Raw genomic sequence first — 16,214 nt, 5'->3', positions numbered from 1 at the left:
ATATGACAGCAAAGGAACTCGTTCAAGATTTTTACAAATCAGATGCACTTATTGACAGTACTATTATGAAAGAATATTTGCACTCGGATGCCGTATTAGATTGGAATAGTAGTAAGGGCTTTGTTCAGTTAGACTATGATGGATTAATAAATATATCCGAAGAATTGGGTAGAGCGTATGTTCGCTCCAAGGTTAGGGTTAGTCACATTATTACAGAAAATGATATGATTACCGTACGCTATTCTCATTTTGTAAAAACAATCGAAAACCCTAGAGAAGAGATGTTACTGGCACATTTTATATCCATTTGGCAAGTAAAAGACAATAAATTATACAGAGGCTATCAAATGAGTCAATTATCATAATATATTTTGATAAGAAAAGGCCTGAAAATAATTTCAAAACCTTACTTTTGCAAGACAAATTTTAAAAATCACATAAAATATATATCATGAGTGTTTTAGTTAATAAGGATTCCAAAATAATTGTTCAAGGATTTACAGGAAGTGAAGGAACGTTTCATGCTTCTCAAATGATTGAGTACGGAACAAACGTTGTAGGTGGTGTAACTCCCGGAAAAGGGGGGACAACTCATTTAGACCGTCCTGTTTTTAATACTGTAAAAGATGCTGTAGAACAAGCAGGAGCTGACACTACTATCATTTTTGTACCACCCGCTTTTGCTGCGGATGCAATAATGGAAGCTGCTGATGCAGGAATAAAAGTGATTATCGCTATTACAGAAGGAATTCCTGTAGCTGATATGATCAAAGCAAATGGTTATGTTAAGGAAAGAAACGCCAGATTAATAGGGCCTAACTGTCCAGGGATTATTACTCCGGGTGAAGCTAAAGTTGGTATTATGCCAGGTTTTGTTTTCAAAAAAGGAACTGTAGGTATTGTTTCTAAATCAGGAACATTAACATATGAAGCAGCTGACCAAGTAGTAAAGCAAGGCTTGGGTATTACTACTGCAATTGGTATTGGAGGAGATCCAATCATTGGAACTACTACAAAAGAAGCAGTAGAGTTGTTGATGAATGATCCAGAAACAGAATGTATCGTAATGATAGGTGAAATAGGTGGACAACTAGAAGCAGATGCTGCTCACTGGATTAAAGCCGATGGTAACCGTAAACCAGTAGTAGGATTCATTGCAGGAGTTACCGCTCCAGCAGGTCGTACAATGGGTCATGCAGGTGCTATTGTAGGTGGAACTGATGACACAGCAGAAGCTAAAAAACAAATCATGAGAGAATGTGGAATACACGTAGTAGATTCTCCAGCTGAAATTGGTAAAAAAGTAAAAGAAGTTTTAGGATAGTCCGCTATTTTAAACTAAAATAAAAAAAGCCTCACATTTGTGGGGCTTTTTTATTATAAAATAGAATTAAAGAAATACCTTTGCACTTTATTAAAAATAGCTACTTTACCGCTTCAACTTTAATAATAATAAATAGGAACGAATGGTTTAGATGATCCTCACGATTTTGTGGGGAATTTTTTTGAGGAAGCCAATTCAAATAAAAATAAAACGATATGTATAAAGATTTAGAAAAATTTAAAGTTAATGACAAATTTTCATTTGCTACAGATGATAGCTTAGAACAAGTTTGTAATGCTTCAGAAGGAAGCGGCGTGTTTTTAGTATATGCAGTAGCAGAAGAAAAAGAGTTAATCATGGTAGGGTCTACAGGAACTGTACAAAATGACGGAACTTTAAAAATAAAAAATGGTGGCTTAAAGGATAAGATTGTTGAAGGACACCAGTTTGCAAAAACAGGAAGAAAATATTCTTGGCCAACGCAAATGAAAAAAGAAGACATTAGTTTACTGGAAGTGGTTTGGTACGAAACATTCAATGACGAAACTAAAGGAATTCCAACTGCCGTAGAAGGACAAGTTTTACAAAACTTCTTAGATGAAAACGGTAGATTACCAAGATGGAATGTTGCTTTCTAGAACATTTCAGTCTATATATTTATAAATGAGCTTTACTTCGGTAGGGCTTTTTTTATGCTAAAAAAGTAAGTTATTTATCGTTTTTCACTACAGAATGTATTACTTTTGCAGCCGTTATCACGAATCTCATTATGAGATAGCAACCTGCAACAACGAGCAAGGTGCTAAAACGATAAGCCAAATCCTTTGGAAAAAATGTTGTTTGCATTCCCATTTTTTAGCTTTTGTTTTTCGTCATATTTAATTCATTTTTAAATTAACTTTATGACCATTTTTTCGAAAAAAACAGGAAATCCTTACGCTTTGATTCCGTTATTTGTTTTTATTTTTACCTTTTTGGGCGCCGGCATTGTATTGCATGATTTTTATGCGTTTCCATCTCCTGTTGCTGTTATGGTGGGTATTATAGCCGCCTTTTTACTGTTCAAGTCTTCCACAGATGAAAAAGTGGCGACCTTAATTGCAGGTTGTGGAGAAAGTAAAATCATGACCATGTGCTTGATTTATTTGTTGGCTGGTGCATTTGCTGTTGTTAGTAAAGCGATGGGCGGGGTTGATGCCGTTGTTAATTTAGGAATCAGTACTATTGATGTGGCTTATTTCCCATTAGGAATATTTTTGATTGCAGGATTTTTATCAACTGCTACTGGAACTTCTGTAGGGGCGATAGTTGCCTTAGGACCCATAGCGGTGACCTTGGCAGATAAAAGTGGAGCTTCATTGCCACTTATTTCTGGCGCTTTATTAGGTGGTTCCATGTTTGGGGACAACCTTTCCATGATCTCTGACACTACCATTGCGGCAACACAATCCTTGGGTTGTGAATTAAAAGACAAATTTAAAATCAATTTGTTTATTGCATTTCCTGCCGCGTTACTCACCGTAATTCTATTCTTTTACCTCGGTTTAAACTCGGATATTGTTGCTGTTGATCTCCCAAGAGTTAGTTTTGAATGGATTCCTATCATACCTTATATATTGGTAATTGCTTTGGCTTTATTTGGAATTAATGTGTTTTCTACTTTAATTATAGGTACACTGTTAGCAGGTATCATAGGATACATTGGAGGATCTTTTACGTTCATGGAGTTTATCCAAAAGACATATGAGGGTTTTACCGGTATGACTGATATCTTTTTATTGTCAATGCTTACGGGCGGTTTGGCTGCCATGGTGGAAAAAGCAGGCGGAATTAATTATTTATTGTACCAAATTAAAAGACGGATCAAAAGTAAAAAATCAGCGCAGGCAGGAATCGGCGCTTTGGTTGGTTTTGCTAATTTGGCTATAGCCAATAATACTGTCTCGATTGTAATTACGGGACCGATTGCAAAGGAGATTAATGATGAGTATGATTTGAATCCAAAAAAGACAGCAGCTATTTTAGATATCTTTTCTTGTATTGTTCAGGGAATTTTACCTTACGGAGCACAAGTTTTGTTGATTTTGAGTTTTGCCAATGGCAAATTGGACTTTTTTGATTTAATCAGTAATGCGTGGTACCATTTGTTTTTATTAAGCTTTACTTTATTGGCAATTTATAGTTCGTATTGGGATAAAATGGTAAATAAATTTTTGAAAGTATAAAATTTGGTATTGCTCCAAGTTTATTGAATTTGAAATTTTTTTTAAAAAACTAATTATTCTATATTTGACGAGTATTACTAGTCCTGATTACTTCACTTTTATTTTAATAGGGGTTCAGTGAATGAAGATATAGTGAAAATCCTTTTGTATTTTTTGAAAGACAGAAGATTGTAACGCGTAGCAGAAATAGCTCCAAATAAATATTAAACTATTTTTAGAATATGAAATTACTAGAAGGAAAAGTTGCCATCATTACTGGTGCAAGTCGCGGAATTGGCAGAGGAATTGCAGAAGTATTTGCAAAACACGGAGCAAATGTTGCTTTTACTTACAGTTCTTCTGTTGAGTCAGCATTAGCGTTAGAAAATGAATTGAATGCGCTTGGAGTTAAAGCCAAAGGGTACCAATCCAATGCGGCCGATTTTAATGAAGCGCAAACTATGGTTGATGCTGTTTTAGCTGAATTTGGAACCGTTGATATTTTGATTAATAATGCCGGAATCACTAAGGACAACCTTTTAATGCGTATGTCTGAAGAAGATTTTGATAAAGTTGTTAATGTCAATTTGAAATCCGTATTCAATATGACCAAAGCGATTCAAAGAACATTTTTAAAAAAACGTGCCGGATCAATCATTAATATGAGTAGTGTAGTGGGAGTGAAGGGGAATGCAGGTCAAACCAACTATGCTGCTTCAAAAGCAGGTGTTATTGGGTTTACTAAATCGGTGGCACTTGAATTAGGTTCGCGTAATATTCGTTGTAATGCTATTGCACCAGGGTTTATTGAAACGGAGATGACCGCTAAATTGAATGATGACGTAGTTCAGAGTTGGAGAGACGGTATTCCTTTGAAAAGAGGAGGGACTACTGAAGATGTTGCCAATGCATGTCTTTTTCTTGCTTCAGATATGAGCGGATATATCACGGGTCAAGTATTGAATGTGGACGGTGGTATGTTAACATAGTATACAGTTTGCAGTCTCAGTTAGTAGTATTCTACTGAGAGTTGAGACTGAAAACTGCGACTAAATTGTATAACAAAACATGAATAAATCAACAATTCTACTTCTTTTACTTTCTTTGCTAATAGCAGGTGGTTTGTCCTTTTATCAATATTTTTATAAAGCCAAAAACAATTCAAAACTGAATTTGTTTTTGGCTTTATTGCGTTTTCTATCGTTGTTTGGGATTCTATTATTGTTGATTAACCCCATAATTACGAGAAATACGCTGGAAACCATTAAGCCCCCTTTAGCGATTGTCGTAGATAATTCAGGTTCTATTGAGGTCTTAGATGCTAGTAAAAAAGCATTAGACTTATATGCCGCAATAATGGCTAACGGGCCCTTAAAAGAGAAGTTTGACATTCAGTCGTATCGTTTTGACTCTGAGTTTTTGTCCTCGAAGGAATTTGATTTCAAGGGAACCCAGACTAATCTGGACGGTATTTCAAAAGGATTAAAAAACAGGAACAGAAACAGCACTTTTCCAATAATACTCTTAACTGACGGAAACCAGACTACGGGTAATGATTATGTCTATAGTTTTGATCCTACCAATAAAGTTTTCCCTGTCATTTTAGGGGATACCACTAAGGTAGTCGACTTAAAAATAACTCGGCTCAATGTCAATAAATATGCTTTTTACAAGAATAAATTTCCTGTAGAAGTTTTCCTCAGCTATTCTGGAAATCAAAAACTGTCAGCTGATTTTACTATATCACAAGGGAATTCAGTTTTGACGAAGCAAAGTGTTTCCTTTTCTTCCTCTAAAAGAACCGCAGTTCTAAATGTCCTTTTACCGGCAAATAAAATAGGTTCTCAAACATTCAAAGCAACTGTCACTGGTGATGAGAAAGAGAAAAACACCTATAATAATACGAAGAATTTTGCCGTAGAGGTGATCGATCAAAAAACAAATATCGCTCTGGTAACAGCAATAAACCATCCCGATGTTGGTGCTTTAAAACGCTCTATTGAATCTAATGCACAACGTAAAGTTACTGTGTTTAAACCAAATACTTTCAGTTCATTAAAAGAATATGATATCTTTATTTTGTATCAACCTACTCGAGCCTTTAAGCCCATTTTTGAAGAGAATAAATCGGCAGGAACTAGTACTTTTATTATTAGCGGAACCAGTACTGATTTTTCGTTTTTAAATCAGGAACAAAGTACTTTAATATTCAAAATGAGTAATCAAAAAGAGAATTATTTGGCGGGTTTTAACGCCCAATTTAATTTGTTCGCAATAGATAATATTGGTTTTGAAACTTTTCCTCCATTGGAAAATGCCTTTGGGAAAATTGAAGTGAAGGAAGATGCCTCCATTTTACTATCCTCTAAAATCAGAACCATGGATACCAATTCCCCATTGTTAGTATACGCTGAAAATAAAGGAAAGCGCAGTGCATTTCTTTTGGGTGAAAATATTTGGAAATGGCGATTACAAAGTCATCTTAATACACAGTCCTTTGCTGAATTTGACGTCTTTATGGATAAAACAATCCAGTACCTGGCGTCCAGTAGTTCTAAAAAAGCATTGGTTGTTAATCATGAAAGTTTTTATAATTCAGGCGATGCTATTGAAATATCAGCTCAATACTTCAATAAAAATTATGAATTTGACGAGAAAGCCCGTTTGACAATTATCGTAACGAATACGGGAACGAAGCAAACTAAAAACTATGACTTATTAAAAGGGAATAATTTCTACAAAGTGAATTTGGACGGACTTGATGCAGGAACTTATAATTTTTTTGTAAAAGAACTGAATTCAAATACCAGTTATTCCAGTCATTTTGAAATTTTGGATTTCGACAGAGAAAAACAATTTGTCAATCCCGACTCGGAAAAATTAAATCAGTTGGCAATGCAAACAGAAGGGACCGTGTATTTTCCCGACCAAGTGTATGTACTGATTAAGTCTCTTTTAGAAGATGATAATTATAAGACAATAGAGAAAAATAAAGTAACCCGATCGCCATTGATTGATTGGACTTTGTTGTTGATTTTGATTGTCTCATTACTTGCAACCGAATGGTTTGTTAGGAAATACAACGGATTGTTGTAAACTCCATTTGGTTTAACCAAAACAATACAATTATGGATTTTAGATTAAAAGTATTTTTTACGGTCGCTACCAGATTGAGTTTCACTAAAGCAGCAATAGAGTTATTTATTACCCAACCTGCTGTATCTAAGCACATACAAGAACTGGAAGAAGCGTATAAAGTAAAACTTTTTGACCGAACTGGCTCTAAAATTTCTCTGACTCAGGCTGGGGAACAATTAGTAAAACAGGCTAAAAATATTTTTGAGATTTATCGTGAAATCGATTATGAAATGAGTGCTCTTATAAAAGAACAGAACGGCATGCTGCGTCTGGGAGCCAGTACCACCATTTCGCAATATATAATTCCGCCGTTATTAGCCCGATTTCATGGGGAAATGCAAGGAATCAAAGTTATTTTGCGCAATGGGAATACGGAACAGATTGAAAGTGCCTTATTGAATAAAGAAATAGAAACGGGTATTGTTGAAGGACAGTCGAAAAATAAAGCGATTAAATATACGCCGTTCTTAAAAGACGAATTGGTACTGGTCTGTAACAGTACTAATCCATTGGTAAACAAAAGAGAAATCACAAAGCAAGATCTCTTGCAATTGCGATTTCTAATGCGGGAGCAAGGGTCGGGAACATTAGAAGTAATTGAACATGCTTTGAAACCTTTAAAAATTAAGATGTCCGAATTGATTGTCGAGATGCAATTGGGAAGTACAGAAAGCATCAAGTCCTATTTAATGAACTCTAATTGCGTTGCTTTTATTTCAATTCATGCTATTGAAAAGGAACTGAAAAGCAATGAATTAGTAATACTTGATGTCGATAATCTAATCATTGAGCGTTATTTTTACATCATTAGTTTACACGGAAAAGCGAACGCTCTGTCAGACTTATTTATTAAAAATATTTCAAGGTATTATAATTTAAAGTTATAGCGGATTGTTTATTATGATTGGCAAATACCGATTTATCCCTGCATCTTTGTTAGGTACTAATTAAACAATTTCACCTTGAAAAATCAGCCTGAAATCATCCCTAAAAACACTTTTCCTTTTTTTAATATCAATATTAAAGTACAGCAATTAATTTTTGCCATATTGATATTGGTTTGCATTTCCGGTTTAATTTCGCCTCCTTTAGCTTTATTGCTTGGATTAGTTGCGGCAAACATTTTAGGAAATCCATTTTTAAGATTCAATGCAAAAGCCATCAATGTATTGCTTCAACTTTCTGTCATAGGTTTAGGTTTTGGAATGAACGTAAACAGTGCTTTATCTGCTGGGAAAATGGGTTTTTTATTCACTGTTGCGTCTATCTTTAGTACGTTACTCTTAGGTTTTTTTTTAGGTAGATGGTTGAAAATTGATAGCAAAATATCTCATTTAGTTTCATGTGGTACCGCGATTTGCGGAGGTAGCGCAATTGCTGCGATTGCACCAGTAATTCAATCAGATGAAAAACAGACTTCGGTTGCCTTAGGCGTCATTTTTATCCTGAACTCAATCGCTCTGTTTTTGTTTCCGGCAATTGGGCATTGGCTACATTTAACCCAGCAGGAATTTGGTCTTTGGTGTGCTATTGCGATTCACGATACCAGTTCAGTAGTAGGGGCTGCTAATAAATATGGCCCTGAGGCGCTGCAGATTGCCACAACCGTAAAGTTGGCACGGGCTTTATGGATCATTCCCGTTGCTTTGATTACCACAACGGTTTTTAAAAACAAATCGAGTAAAATCAAAATTCCTTATTTTATTGCATTTTTTATTTTGGCTATGATACTAAATACATATGTGCCACAAACGGCTATGGTAGCACCGTATTTGGTAGCTATGGCAAAAATAGGACTTACTATTACCTTGTTTTTAATTGGAGCGGGATTAAGTCATACCGTGTTAAAGTCTGTAGGTACGAAGCCCCTGGTGCAAGGGGTTTTGCTTTGGGTATTTATCGCAATAGCAGCCTTACTTTCAATTCTGTATTTTATTTAGGAACTCGAGTGAATTTTTTTCTTTTTATTATAAAGACTTGCAGTTGGAGGTAATCATAGAGAAGCATTATTAAAAGGGAAAAAGCAGCGATAGAAAGAGTCTTTATCTCGTGAAAAGTAAAGAGGAAACCTCAAGATATACTTCCGATAAAAAAGAAGACAATTATCGACAACCTTAAATAAATACTGGCATTCAATCTTTTTCTCTCGTTTTTTTGTGCAAAAATGATTGCCCCAGTATAATTTTATTTAATAACTTCATCAGCAAAGAACGCAAAAGGTCCCGTAACATTAGTCGCCAGAGTTATTAAAGCCAAGACAGCAGTAATATTTACAATTCGACTACAAATAACGGTAAAATCGCTAAACGTAAATTATGAATAAAAGTTCTGTTTTTTCCTTGGTGTCAAAACATAATAATAGATAAGTTATTTCTTAATTTACGTAATCTTAAAGTAGATGTTTTTAAATTGTCTGAAAAACAGATATATTTGTCCTTCAAAAAACTAAATGTAATGATAAACATCAAATTTAAGCCTACAATACTGTTGCTAACTGCAATATTTATTGGATTTCTAACATTATCATGGGGAATTGTTGGGCACGAGAGAATTAATAAAGCAGCTGTCATGGCTTTACCAAAACCGCTACAGATTTTCTTTTACAATCATATTGATTTTATAACACAAGAATCTACCGTTCCCGATTTAAGGAAGTATATTTTGCAAGATAAAGCTGAGAATCCAAGGCATTATTTTGACATGGAGAATTTTGGGAGTACCGATAGTTTTCCAAAGACTATGGCAGAAGCAAAAAAGAAATATGATGACAAATTTTTGTCAAAAAACGGAACCTTGCCATGGCATATCCAAGATATGATGGCAAAATTGACACAAGCATTTAAAGACAAACGAAAATCAGAAATCTTATTTATTGCAGCTGAATTGGGACATTATATAGCTGATGCCCATATGCCTTTGCATACTTCAGACAATCACGACGGACAATTGACGGACCAAAAAGGAATTCATTCCTTATGGGAAAGCAGACTTCCAGAATTATTTGTTAAAGATTATAAATTTACTGTAGCTCCTGCTCACTATTATGAGGACGTCGATAAAGCGACATGGGACATGATCATGGATACCCATATTCTGGTAGCTCCGCTTTTGGCGGCAGATAAAGGATTGAGAACAGCATTACCTTTAAATCAAATATTTGTAACTGATGCAGATGGAAATGTGATAAAAAACAAATATAATGGTACGAAATATTCGAACGAATACGCTGCTAAATTTCATACTGCATTAAACGGGATGGTCGAAAGCCAAATGAAGAAAGCAATTACTGCAACGGCAAGCTTCTGGTATACAGCATGGGTAAATGCTGGAAAACCGGATGTAAGCAATTTAGATCCTGAAGTACTTACGAAACGCAACCGCAAGGCCTTAAAGCAGGATATCAAACTATTTGAAAAAGGAGATCTTTTTGGGATGGAAAGCGATAAAGATGTGGAATAAAAGCAATCTTCTTGGATAAAAAAAGCCTGTGATCTATTATTTCACAGGCTTTTTTATTTACATTACTATTTTTGGTATTTCTTTTTCTTCAACATATCTGAAGCAGTTTGATAAAAAGAGATGGTTTCATTTAATAAATCGGTTCTTTCTTTTTCCAAAGGCTTTTGATCGTAATAAATTTGGAAATCATCTTCAACTCCAGCCTTCGGCAACAAAGTCATTTTAAATTGTTTGACTTTTTGTTTTGGCGAGATAATAGTCAAAACATTGTCTTTTATCATTCCTAAATCTTGATAAGTTGCAATAAAAGCTCTTGGCTTATAATCAGCTTGCATTACATCCTGGCCATAGAATTTGCTTTGGTAACTAAAATGCAATAACCCAAAAAGAGTTGGCATAATATCGATTTGCGACATGAGCTTGGTATAGCGCTGTGGTTGAATAAATCCTGGACTGTAAATCATTGCCGGAATCCTGTATTTATCTACCGGAAGTTCGGTTTTACCTGCGCTCGAGGCACAGTGATCCGCTACTATAACAAAGACCGTATTCGAGAACCACGGTTGCTTTTCTGCCATTTCGAAAAATTTCTTCATAGCAAAATCAGTATATTTCACACCACCCTCGCGTGATTTAGCATCACCGCGGATGTCTATTTTATCATTGGGAAACGTAAATGGTCTGTGATTGCTTACGGTCATGATATGATTAAAGAAAGGTTTGTTCTCTGTGGCTTCCTTATTCATTACTCCAATAGCTTTATTGTACATATCTTCATCGCAAACGCCCCAGATGTTATCAAAAGTAATTTCGTTGGGTTGGAATGTTTTTTTATCAACGATATCATATCCGTTTCCTGAAAAGAAATTTTCCATATTATCGAAAAAAGCATCGCCACCATATAAATACTTTACATTGTATCCTTTTGCTTTAAAAACACTTCCCGTTGAAAACTTGTTTTTATTGTCTTCTCTTTTTACAACACTTTCACCAGCTGTAGGGGGAAAGCATAACGTTACGGCTTCTAAACCGCGAACTGTTCTGTTCCCTGAAGCATAAAAATTAGTAAAAAGTAAACTTTGTGAAGCTAGACTATCTAAGAATGGCGTGATATTTTGCTCATTACCATAGGCCTTCATGAATTCTGCACTATAACTTTCTATAGTAATTAAAACGACATTTTTATGATTTTCGGCAGCAGCACTTTTAATTTCTCTTAAAGTAGATTCTCCGGACAGACCTGAAATTTGTTGATCTAACAAGGTGTAAACTTCTTTTTCGGGTAGTGTTTTATAAAATTTAAAATAGTCCAATTCGCTATTCATAAAAGCCAAATAAAATTTATATACCCCATTGGACTGTAATTCATTTGAAAAAATATTTTGTGAATTCTCTTTAGTAGCCAAAAAAGGAATAGCTGCTAACGAAAGTCCAAACAGAACGAAATACAATCCCGATATTTTAATTTTTTCAACAAATGTAGGGATGCTGTCAATATAACTTCGGGATCCTTTTAATATAAAATAAGTTACGATACCGGCAATTATAAAAAGTCCTGAAAATAAAGGAACTACTGGATAGGACTCCATGATATTTCCAATAATTTCATTGGTGTAAACGAGATAGTTGACTGCTATAAAATTATATTTCACTCCAAATTCATTCCAAAAGAAGTATTCGCTGATGCCATTTTGTAATATTAAAACTACAAATAAGAACATCACGAAGGCGAAAAGCCAGTATCTAATCTTATCTCTTTGTTTTGGTAGAAAGAGAAGAAGTCCAAATAAAAAAGTTTTTATGCCTACAAAAGTCAAACCAATCTTAGGCAATGCTCCACCATATTCATTTAGTATCGATTTTCCTGAAGCGATGTAGAGAAATAATGCTACAAATAATCCAAAAATAATATAGCCGTAAGGTTTAAGGTATTTCCCGTTTGATATGAAAATTAAATACAGCCACAAGATACCGGTGGCGAGTATAAAGACAAAAATGTCTGAAACTAAACCAAGTATAAAAATCTTGATTTCATCTGTCCACATAAATGTGGTATCTGTGATGGGATGGAAGAGCAGTGTTATTCTTAAAATGAAACTAACTGCCACATAGAACACAATAAGATTATAAAAAGGAGATAATTTTTTATAGAACGCCATAGGAACTTATTTTGAAGCAAATCTAATGTTTTTGGAGTAATAAATAACCTATGTTTAGCTGCTAATCATTCTTAATTTTTACTTAAGAATAGAGGGACCTATCCGTATTCATTTTTGTTTTGATTTACCTTTGTTGAATGTAAAATCGTTTCATATATCGACGACTTACAAAATTGATTTTGATGGAAGTAATAACAATCGATTTTAAATTAAATGGTAATGAAAAAAGTAATGGTGTTGGTGTTTTTCTTTGTTATTAGTCTAGGCTATTCCCAAGATTGGAAAACCAATTTTGAACTCGTAAAAAAAGAGGCTGCTAGCCAAAGCAAGCCAGTAGTTTTAGTGTTTTCAGGATCAGATTGGTGTGCGCCCTGTATCAAATTAGATAAGAGTATCTGGCAGTCCGCAGAATTTAAGGAATATGCCGCATCTAATTTAATATTAGAGCGGGCCGATTTTCCTAAGAAAAAACAAAATCAATTAGATTCGAATCTCCAAAAACAAAATGATGGACTTGCCGAACGATATAATAAAGAGGGAGTTTTTCCCTTAGTTGTAGTTTTGGATTCTAAGGGCACAGTACTGGGAAAGACTAGCTATAAAAACGTTTCTCCAAACGAATATATTGCCCTACTTAATTCCTTTATCAAATAAAAGGATGAAACGTATAAGTTTATATTTTTTTTTATTGTCCGGAATCTTGGCATCAGCGCAGGTTACCCATAAAAGGTCGTTGTCTATGTTGGGTAGTCCGTTTGAAATGATCGTTGAAGCAAAAGATATTCCTGAAGCCGATACTTATATTGACATGGCTATAGCCGAAGTCTCACGGCTTGAAAACTTAATTTCAGATTGGATACCAACAACGCCGATATCTGAAGTCAACAGAAATGCTGGTATAAAGCCAATTAAAGTACCTCAAGAAGTATTTGATTTAGTACAACGTTCCATAAAAATATCAGAATTAACTTCTGGCGCTTTTGACATCAGTTATGCCTCAATGGATAAAATTTGGAAATTTGACGGAAGTATGACCGCTATGCCAACGCCGGAAGAAATTAAAAAATCGGTTGCTAAAGTGGGATATAAAAATATAATTCTTGACACGAAAAACAATACTATTTTTCTCAAGGAGGAAGGGATGAAGTTAGGATTGGGAGGTATTGGTCAAGGATTTATTGCTGATAAAATAAAGGCATTACTTATTTCTAAAGGTGTGGTTGCCGGAATTGTAAACGTGTCTGGGGATATCAATACATGGGGAAAACAACTTAATGGAGAGAAATGGAAAGTCGCAATTAAAAATCCATTGAACAAGGATAAAATTTTCGCCACTTTTCCATTAGAAGATAGTGCTGTAGAGACTTCAGGAAGCTATGAAAAGTACGTGACGTTTAACGGAATACGGTATTCACACATTATAGATACCAGAACGGGATACCCTGCAACAGGAGTAATTAGTGTTTCCCTTTTTGCTAAATCAACAGAATTTGCTGATGCATTAGCAACCGGTGTTTTTGTTATGGGTGTCGATGTAGGACTGGATTTAGTGAATCAACTACCAGGAATTGGATGTATATATGTAGATGATAAGGGAAAAATATTTGCTTCAAAAAATATCGATTTAAAAAAATTTAACAATGAATAAATTAGTTCTTTTTGTAATTGTTTTGGCAACTATGCAATCTTGTGTAGTGGTAAAAGAATATGACAAATTATACATAAATGATCCCGACATGAAGTTAGCAGCGAAAGCAGCTGAAAAGTACGAAACTACTTTTCAGGTGTATCGTGAGGCCGCAGCAGGGGCAAATGGAGGAAAAACAGGTGGTGGATGTGGTTGTAATTAATATAATAAAATGAAAAAAATAGTATTTATGATGGCACTGTTAATAAACATTGCTGCTATTGCCCAAGTTAAAGATTCGACGGCCACGTTTAAAAAGAGAGTGTTAGAAAATACTGAAGTTGACGTACTGTTGAGTTATTACAATCAAGATGGTGTACATTCAGCCGTTAACGGAGGAATAGGTTCAGAAAAACTATCTGACATCGCATCAAATATTGTAGTCGCAGTTCCGCTAAATGATGACGATGTCTTGACTTTTGATGTCGGGATTTCGGCTTACACTTCTGCTTCTTCAAGCAATATTAATCCATATGATGATTCAGGAGCCTCTGGGGCATCTAGTCCTACTCCATGGCAAGCATCATCTGGAGCTTCAAGGAGTGATCAATTAGCCTCTGCTAGTGTGAATTATAGTCATAATTCGGACGATAGAAATGACATTTGGAATGCTGATGTTTCTTTTTCAAATGAGTATGACTATACATCAATTGGTTTCGGAGGTGGGTTTACCAAGTTATTCAATGAAAAAAATACCGAAGTAAGCGTTAAAGCCAATGCCTACTTAGATCAGTGGAGACCTATTTATCCTATTGAATTACGAGAATACGCACAATACGGAGCTAGTTTTCAGAACACTGGATATTTTTCTGGCGTTCCTGTATTCGAGCAAAATGGTGCTAGATCGCAAGCCTATCTACCAGCTGCCTTTGAACCCTACGAAAAGACAAATAGAAATTCCTATTCCGCTTCTATTTCAGTTTCTCAGATACTAACAAAAAAGATTCAACTATCTGTTTTTATGGATGTTTTGCAACAGGAAGGCCTATTGGGAACTCCATATCAAAGAGTCTATTTTACTGATAAAGCAAATTATTATGTCGGTCAAGCTCAATATATCCCAGTATACAACACTTCAGAAAATAAGGGTGTATATCAATTAGCTGATGACAAAGAGCGACTGCCAAGTACCCATTTTAAAATTCCGATAGGAGCACGATTAAATTTTTATATCAATGAATATGTGGTTGCCAGAACGTACTATAGATATTATCAGGATAACTGGGGAATTCAGGCCCATACGGCATCTATAGAGCTGCCCATTAAAATCAGCTCCAGCTTCACTGCGTATCCTATGTTCCGTTACTATACCCAAACGGCTTCAGATTATTTTGCGCCTTATGAAAAGCATATATCAACGGAGAAATATTATACCTCTGATTATGATTTGTCAAAATTTACCAGCAATCAATATGGCTTAGGATTTACCTACACCGATATTTTTACTCGTGCTAAAATCTTTGTTTTAGGATTAAAATCAATAGATTTACGGTTGAATCATTATACTAGAAGTGACGGTTTGTCTGCAAATATTGGTTCTTTAGGTTTCAAATTTTTACTGGAATAAATAAAAGGGATATGCATATTTTAATAGTGGAAGATGAAGTAGGAATCGTACAGTTTTTACAACAGGGTTTAGAAGAGGAAGGATATCAAATTACCAGCGCTTTTGATGGGTTACAAGGATTCGAACTTATACAGAAGCATCATTTTGATTTAATTCTTTTAGATTGGATGTTGCCAAAAATGACTGGATTAGATTTGTGTAAAGCTATTCGAAAAATAGATGTAGACACACCAATACTATTTTTGACGGCTAGAGACACGGTTCGAGAAACAATTGAGGGTATTAAAGCGGGTGCAAATGATTATATTAAAAAACCGTTTAGTTTTGAAGAATTGATTGAACGTATTAAAATTCATTTTAGAAATCAGAATGAATTGACTATTTTGACACTTGGAGCGATACAAATTGATATTGCAAAGCACAGTGTTTTGTCTAATAAAACTTTAGTACAGTTGACAAACAGAGAGTTTGATCTTTTGTGCTACTTAGTTAAAAACAAAGGAAAAGTGTGTACCAGAAATCAAATTATAGAAGATGTTTGGGATATTCATTTTGATTATGACACTGGCGTTATTGATGTCTTTATAAATGCTATCCGTAAAAAGTTAAATTTAAAAATAGAAGAAGACTATATAAAAACAGTTCGCGGTGTGGGTTACATCGCAAATGACTAACT

At 34.8% G+C, this 16,214-nt stretch carries 15 protein-coding genes and 1 riboswitch; of the genes, 14 read left to right on the top strand and 1 reads right to left on the bottom strand.

The window, feature by feature from the left end; translation table 11 throughout:
• The first annotated feature begins 2 nt into the window (after positions 1-2).
• The 9 genes from CXF59_RS03100 to CXF59_RS03055 all read left to right on the top strand — a co-directional run bounded on the left by CXF59_RS03100 (position 3) and on the right by CXF59_RS03055 (position 10,125).
• Positions 3-365: a nuclear transport factor 2 family protein gene (locus tag CXF59_RS03100; RefSeq protein ID WP_101136253.1), complete on the top strand. Its 363-nt coding sequence runs from the start codon at positions 3-5 to the stop codon at positions 363-365.
• Between the two features lie 86 nt (positions 366-451).
• Entirely contained in the window at positions 452-1,324 is an 873-nt protein-coding gene (gene sucD / locus CXF59_RS03095; RefSeq protein ID WP_101136252.1) for a succinate--CoA ligase subunit alpha, read from the top strand.
• A 215-nt stretch (positions 1,325-1,539) separates the two neighbouring features.
• Positions 1,540-1,962: a hypothetical protein gene (locus CXF59_RS03090; protein ID WP_101136251.1), complete on the top strand. Its 423-nt coding sequence runs from the start codon at positions 1,540-1,542 to the stop codon at positions 1,960-1,962.
• Positions 1,963-2,071: 109 nt separating this feature from the next.
• Positions 2,072-2,168: riboswitch (SAM-I-IV-variant riboswitch) on the top strand.
• 58 nt (positions 2,169-2,226) lie between these two features.
• Positions 2,227-3,549: a Na+/H+ antiporter NhaC family protein gene (locus CXF59_RS03085; RefSeq protein ID WP_101136250.1), complete on the top strand. Its 1,323-nt coding sequence runs from the start codon at positions 2,227-2,229 to the stop codon at positions 3,547-3,549.
• Between the two features lie 221 nt (positions 3,550-3,770).
• On the top strand, positions 3,771-4,517 hold the full coding sequence (fabG, locus tag CXF59_RS03080) for a 3-oxoacyl-[acyl-carrier-protein] reductase (RefSeq protein WP_101136249.1): 747 nt from the start codon (positions 3,771-3,773) through the stop codon (positions 4,515-4,517).
• A gap of 79 nt (positions 4,518-4,596) precedes the next feature.
• The gene (locus CXF59_RS03075) at positions 4,597-6,624 is read left to right on the top strand and encodes a hypothetical protein (RefSeq protein ID WP_101136248.1); all 2,028 of its coding nucleotides are present in this window, start codon (positions 4,597-4,599) and stop codon (positions 6,622-6,624) included.
• 32 nt (positions 6,625-6,656) lie between these two features.
• The gene (locus CXF59_RS03070) at positions 6,657-7,553 is read left to right on the top strand and encodes a LysR family transcriptional regulator (RefSeq protein WP_101136247.1); all 897 of its coding nucleotides are present in this window, start codon (positions 6,657-6,659) and stop codon (positions 7,551-7,553) included.
• Between the two features lie 96 nt (positions 7,554-7,649).
• Positions 7,650-8,606: a YeiH family protein gene (locus tag CXF59_RS03065; protein ID WP_101136506.1), complete on the top strand. Its 957-nt coding sequence runs from the start codon at positions 7,650-7,652 to the stop codon at positions 8,604-8,606.
• A 514-nt stretch (positions 8,607-9,120) separates the two neighbouring features.
• The gene (locus CXF59_RS03055) at positions 9,121-10,125 is read left to right on the top strand and encodes a zinc dependent phospholipase C family protein (protein ID WP_101136246.1); all 1,005 of its coding nucleotides are present in this window, start codon (positions 9,121-9,123) and stop codon (positions 10,123-10,125) included.
• Positions 10,126-10,190: 65 nt separating this feature from the next.
• Here the strand turns inward: CXF59_RS03055 and CXF59_RS03050 are convergent, their stop codons facing one another.
• Positions 10,191-12,284: an LTA synthase family protein gene (locus tag CXF59_RS03050; RefSeq protein WP_101136245.1), complete on the bottom strand. Its 2,094-nt coding sequence runs from the start codon at positions 12,282-12,284 to the stop codon at positions 10,191-10,193.
• Positions 12,285-12,503: 219 nt separating this feature from the next.
• Between CXF59_RS03050 and CXF59_RS03045 the strand changes: the two genes are divergently transcribed.
• The 5 genes from CXF59_RS03045 to CXF59_RS03025 are packed head-to-tail and all read left to right on the top strand — an operon-like array spanning position 12,504 to position 16,212.
• A complete protein-coding gene (locus CXF59_RS03045; protein ID WP_101136505.1) occupies positions 12,504-12,938 on the top strand; it encodes a thioredoxin family protein in 435 nt (144 codons plus the stop codon).
• 4 nt (positions 12,939-12,942) lie between these two features.
• Positions 12,943-13,932 carry an FAD:protein FMN transferase gene (locus CXF59_RS03040; RefSeq protein WP_101136244.1) on the top strand — a complete coding sequence of 330 codons (990 nt, stop codon included), beginning with the start codon at positions 12,943-12,945 and terminating at the stop codon, positions 13,930-13,932.
• Positions 13,925-14,134, top strand: a complete 210-nt coding sequence (locus CXF59_RS03035) for a DUF4266 domain-containing protein (RefSeq protein ID WP_101136243.1) — start codon at positions 13,925-13,927, stop codon at positions 14,132-14,134. Before CXF59_RS03040 ends, CXF59_RS03035 begins: the two co-directional genes overlap by 8 nt.
• A gap of 9 nt (positions 14,135-14,143) precedes the next feature.
• Positions 14,144-15,538, top strand: a complete 1,395-nt coding sequence (locus CXF59_RS03030; protein ID WP_101136242.1) for a DUF3570 domain-containing protein — start codon at positions 14,144-14,146, stop codon at positions 15,536-15,538.
• An 11-nt stretch (positions 15,539-15,549) separates the two neighbouring features.
• Positions 15,550-16,212, top strand: a complete 663-nt coding sequence (locus CXF59_RS03025; protein WP_101136241.1) for a response regulator transcription factor — start codon at positions 15,550-15,552, stop codon at positions 16,210-16,212.
• Positions 16,213-16,214: the final 2 nt, after the last annotated feature.

This window comes from Flavobacterium sp. ALD4 (assembly GCF_002836475.1).
Taxonomy (GTDB): Bacteria; Bacteroidota; Bacteroidia; order Flavobacteriales; family Flavobacteriaceae; genus Flavobacterium.
Note: the sequence above shows the minus strand (reverse complement) of the source record. Positions and strands in the feature narration are given on the sequence as shown.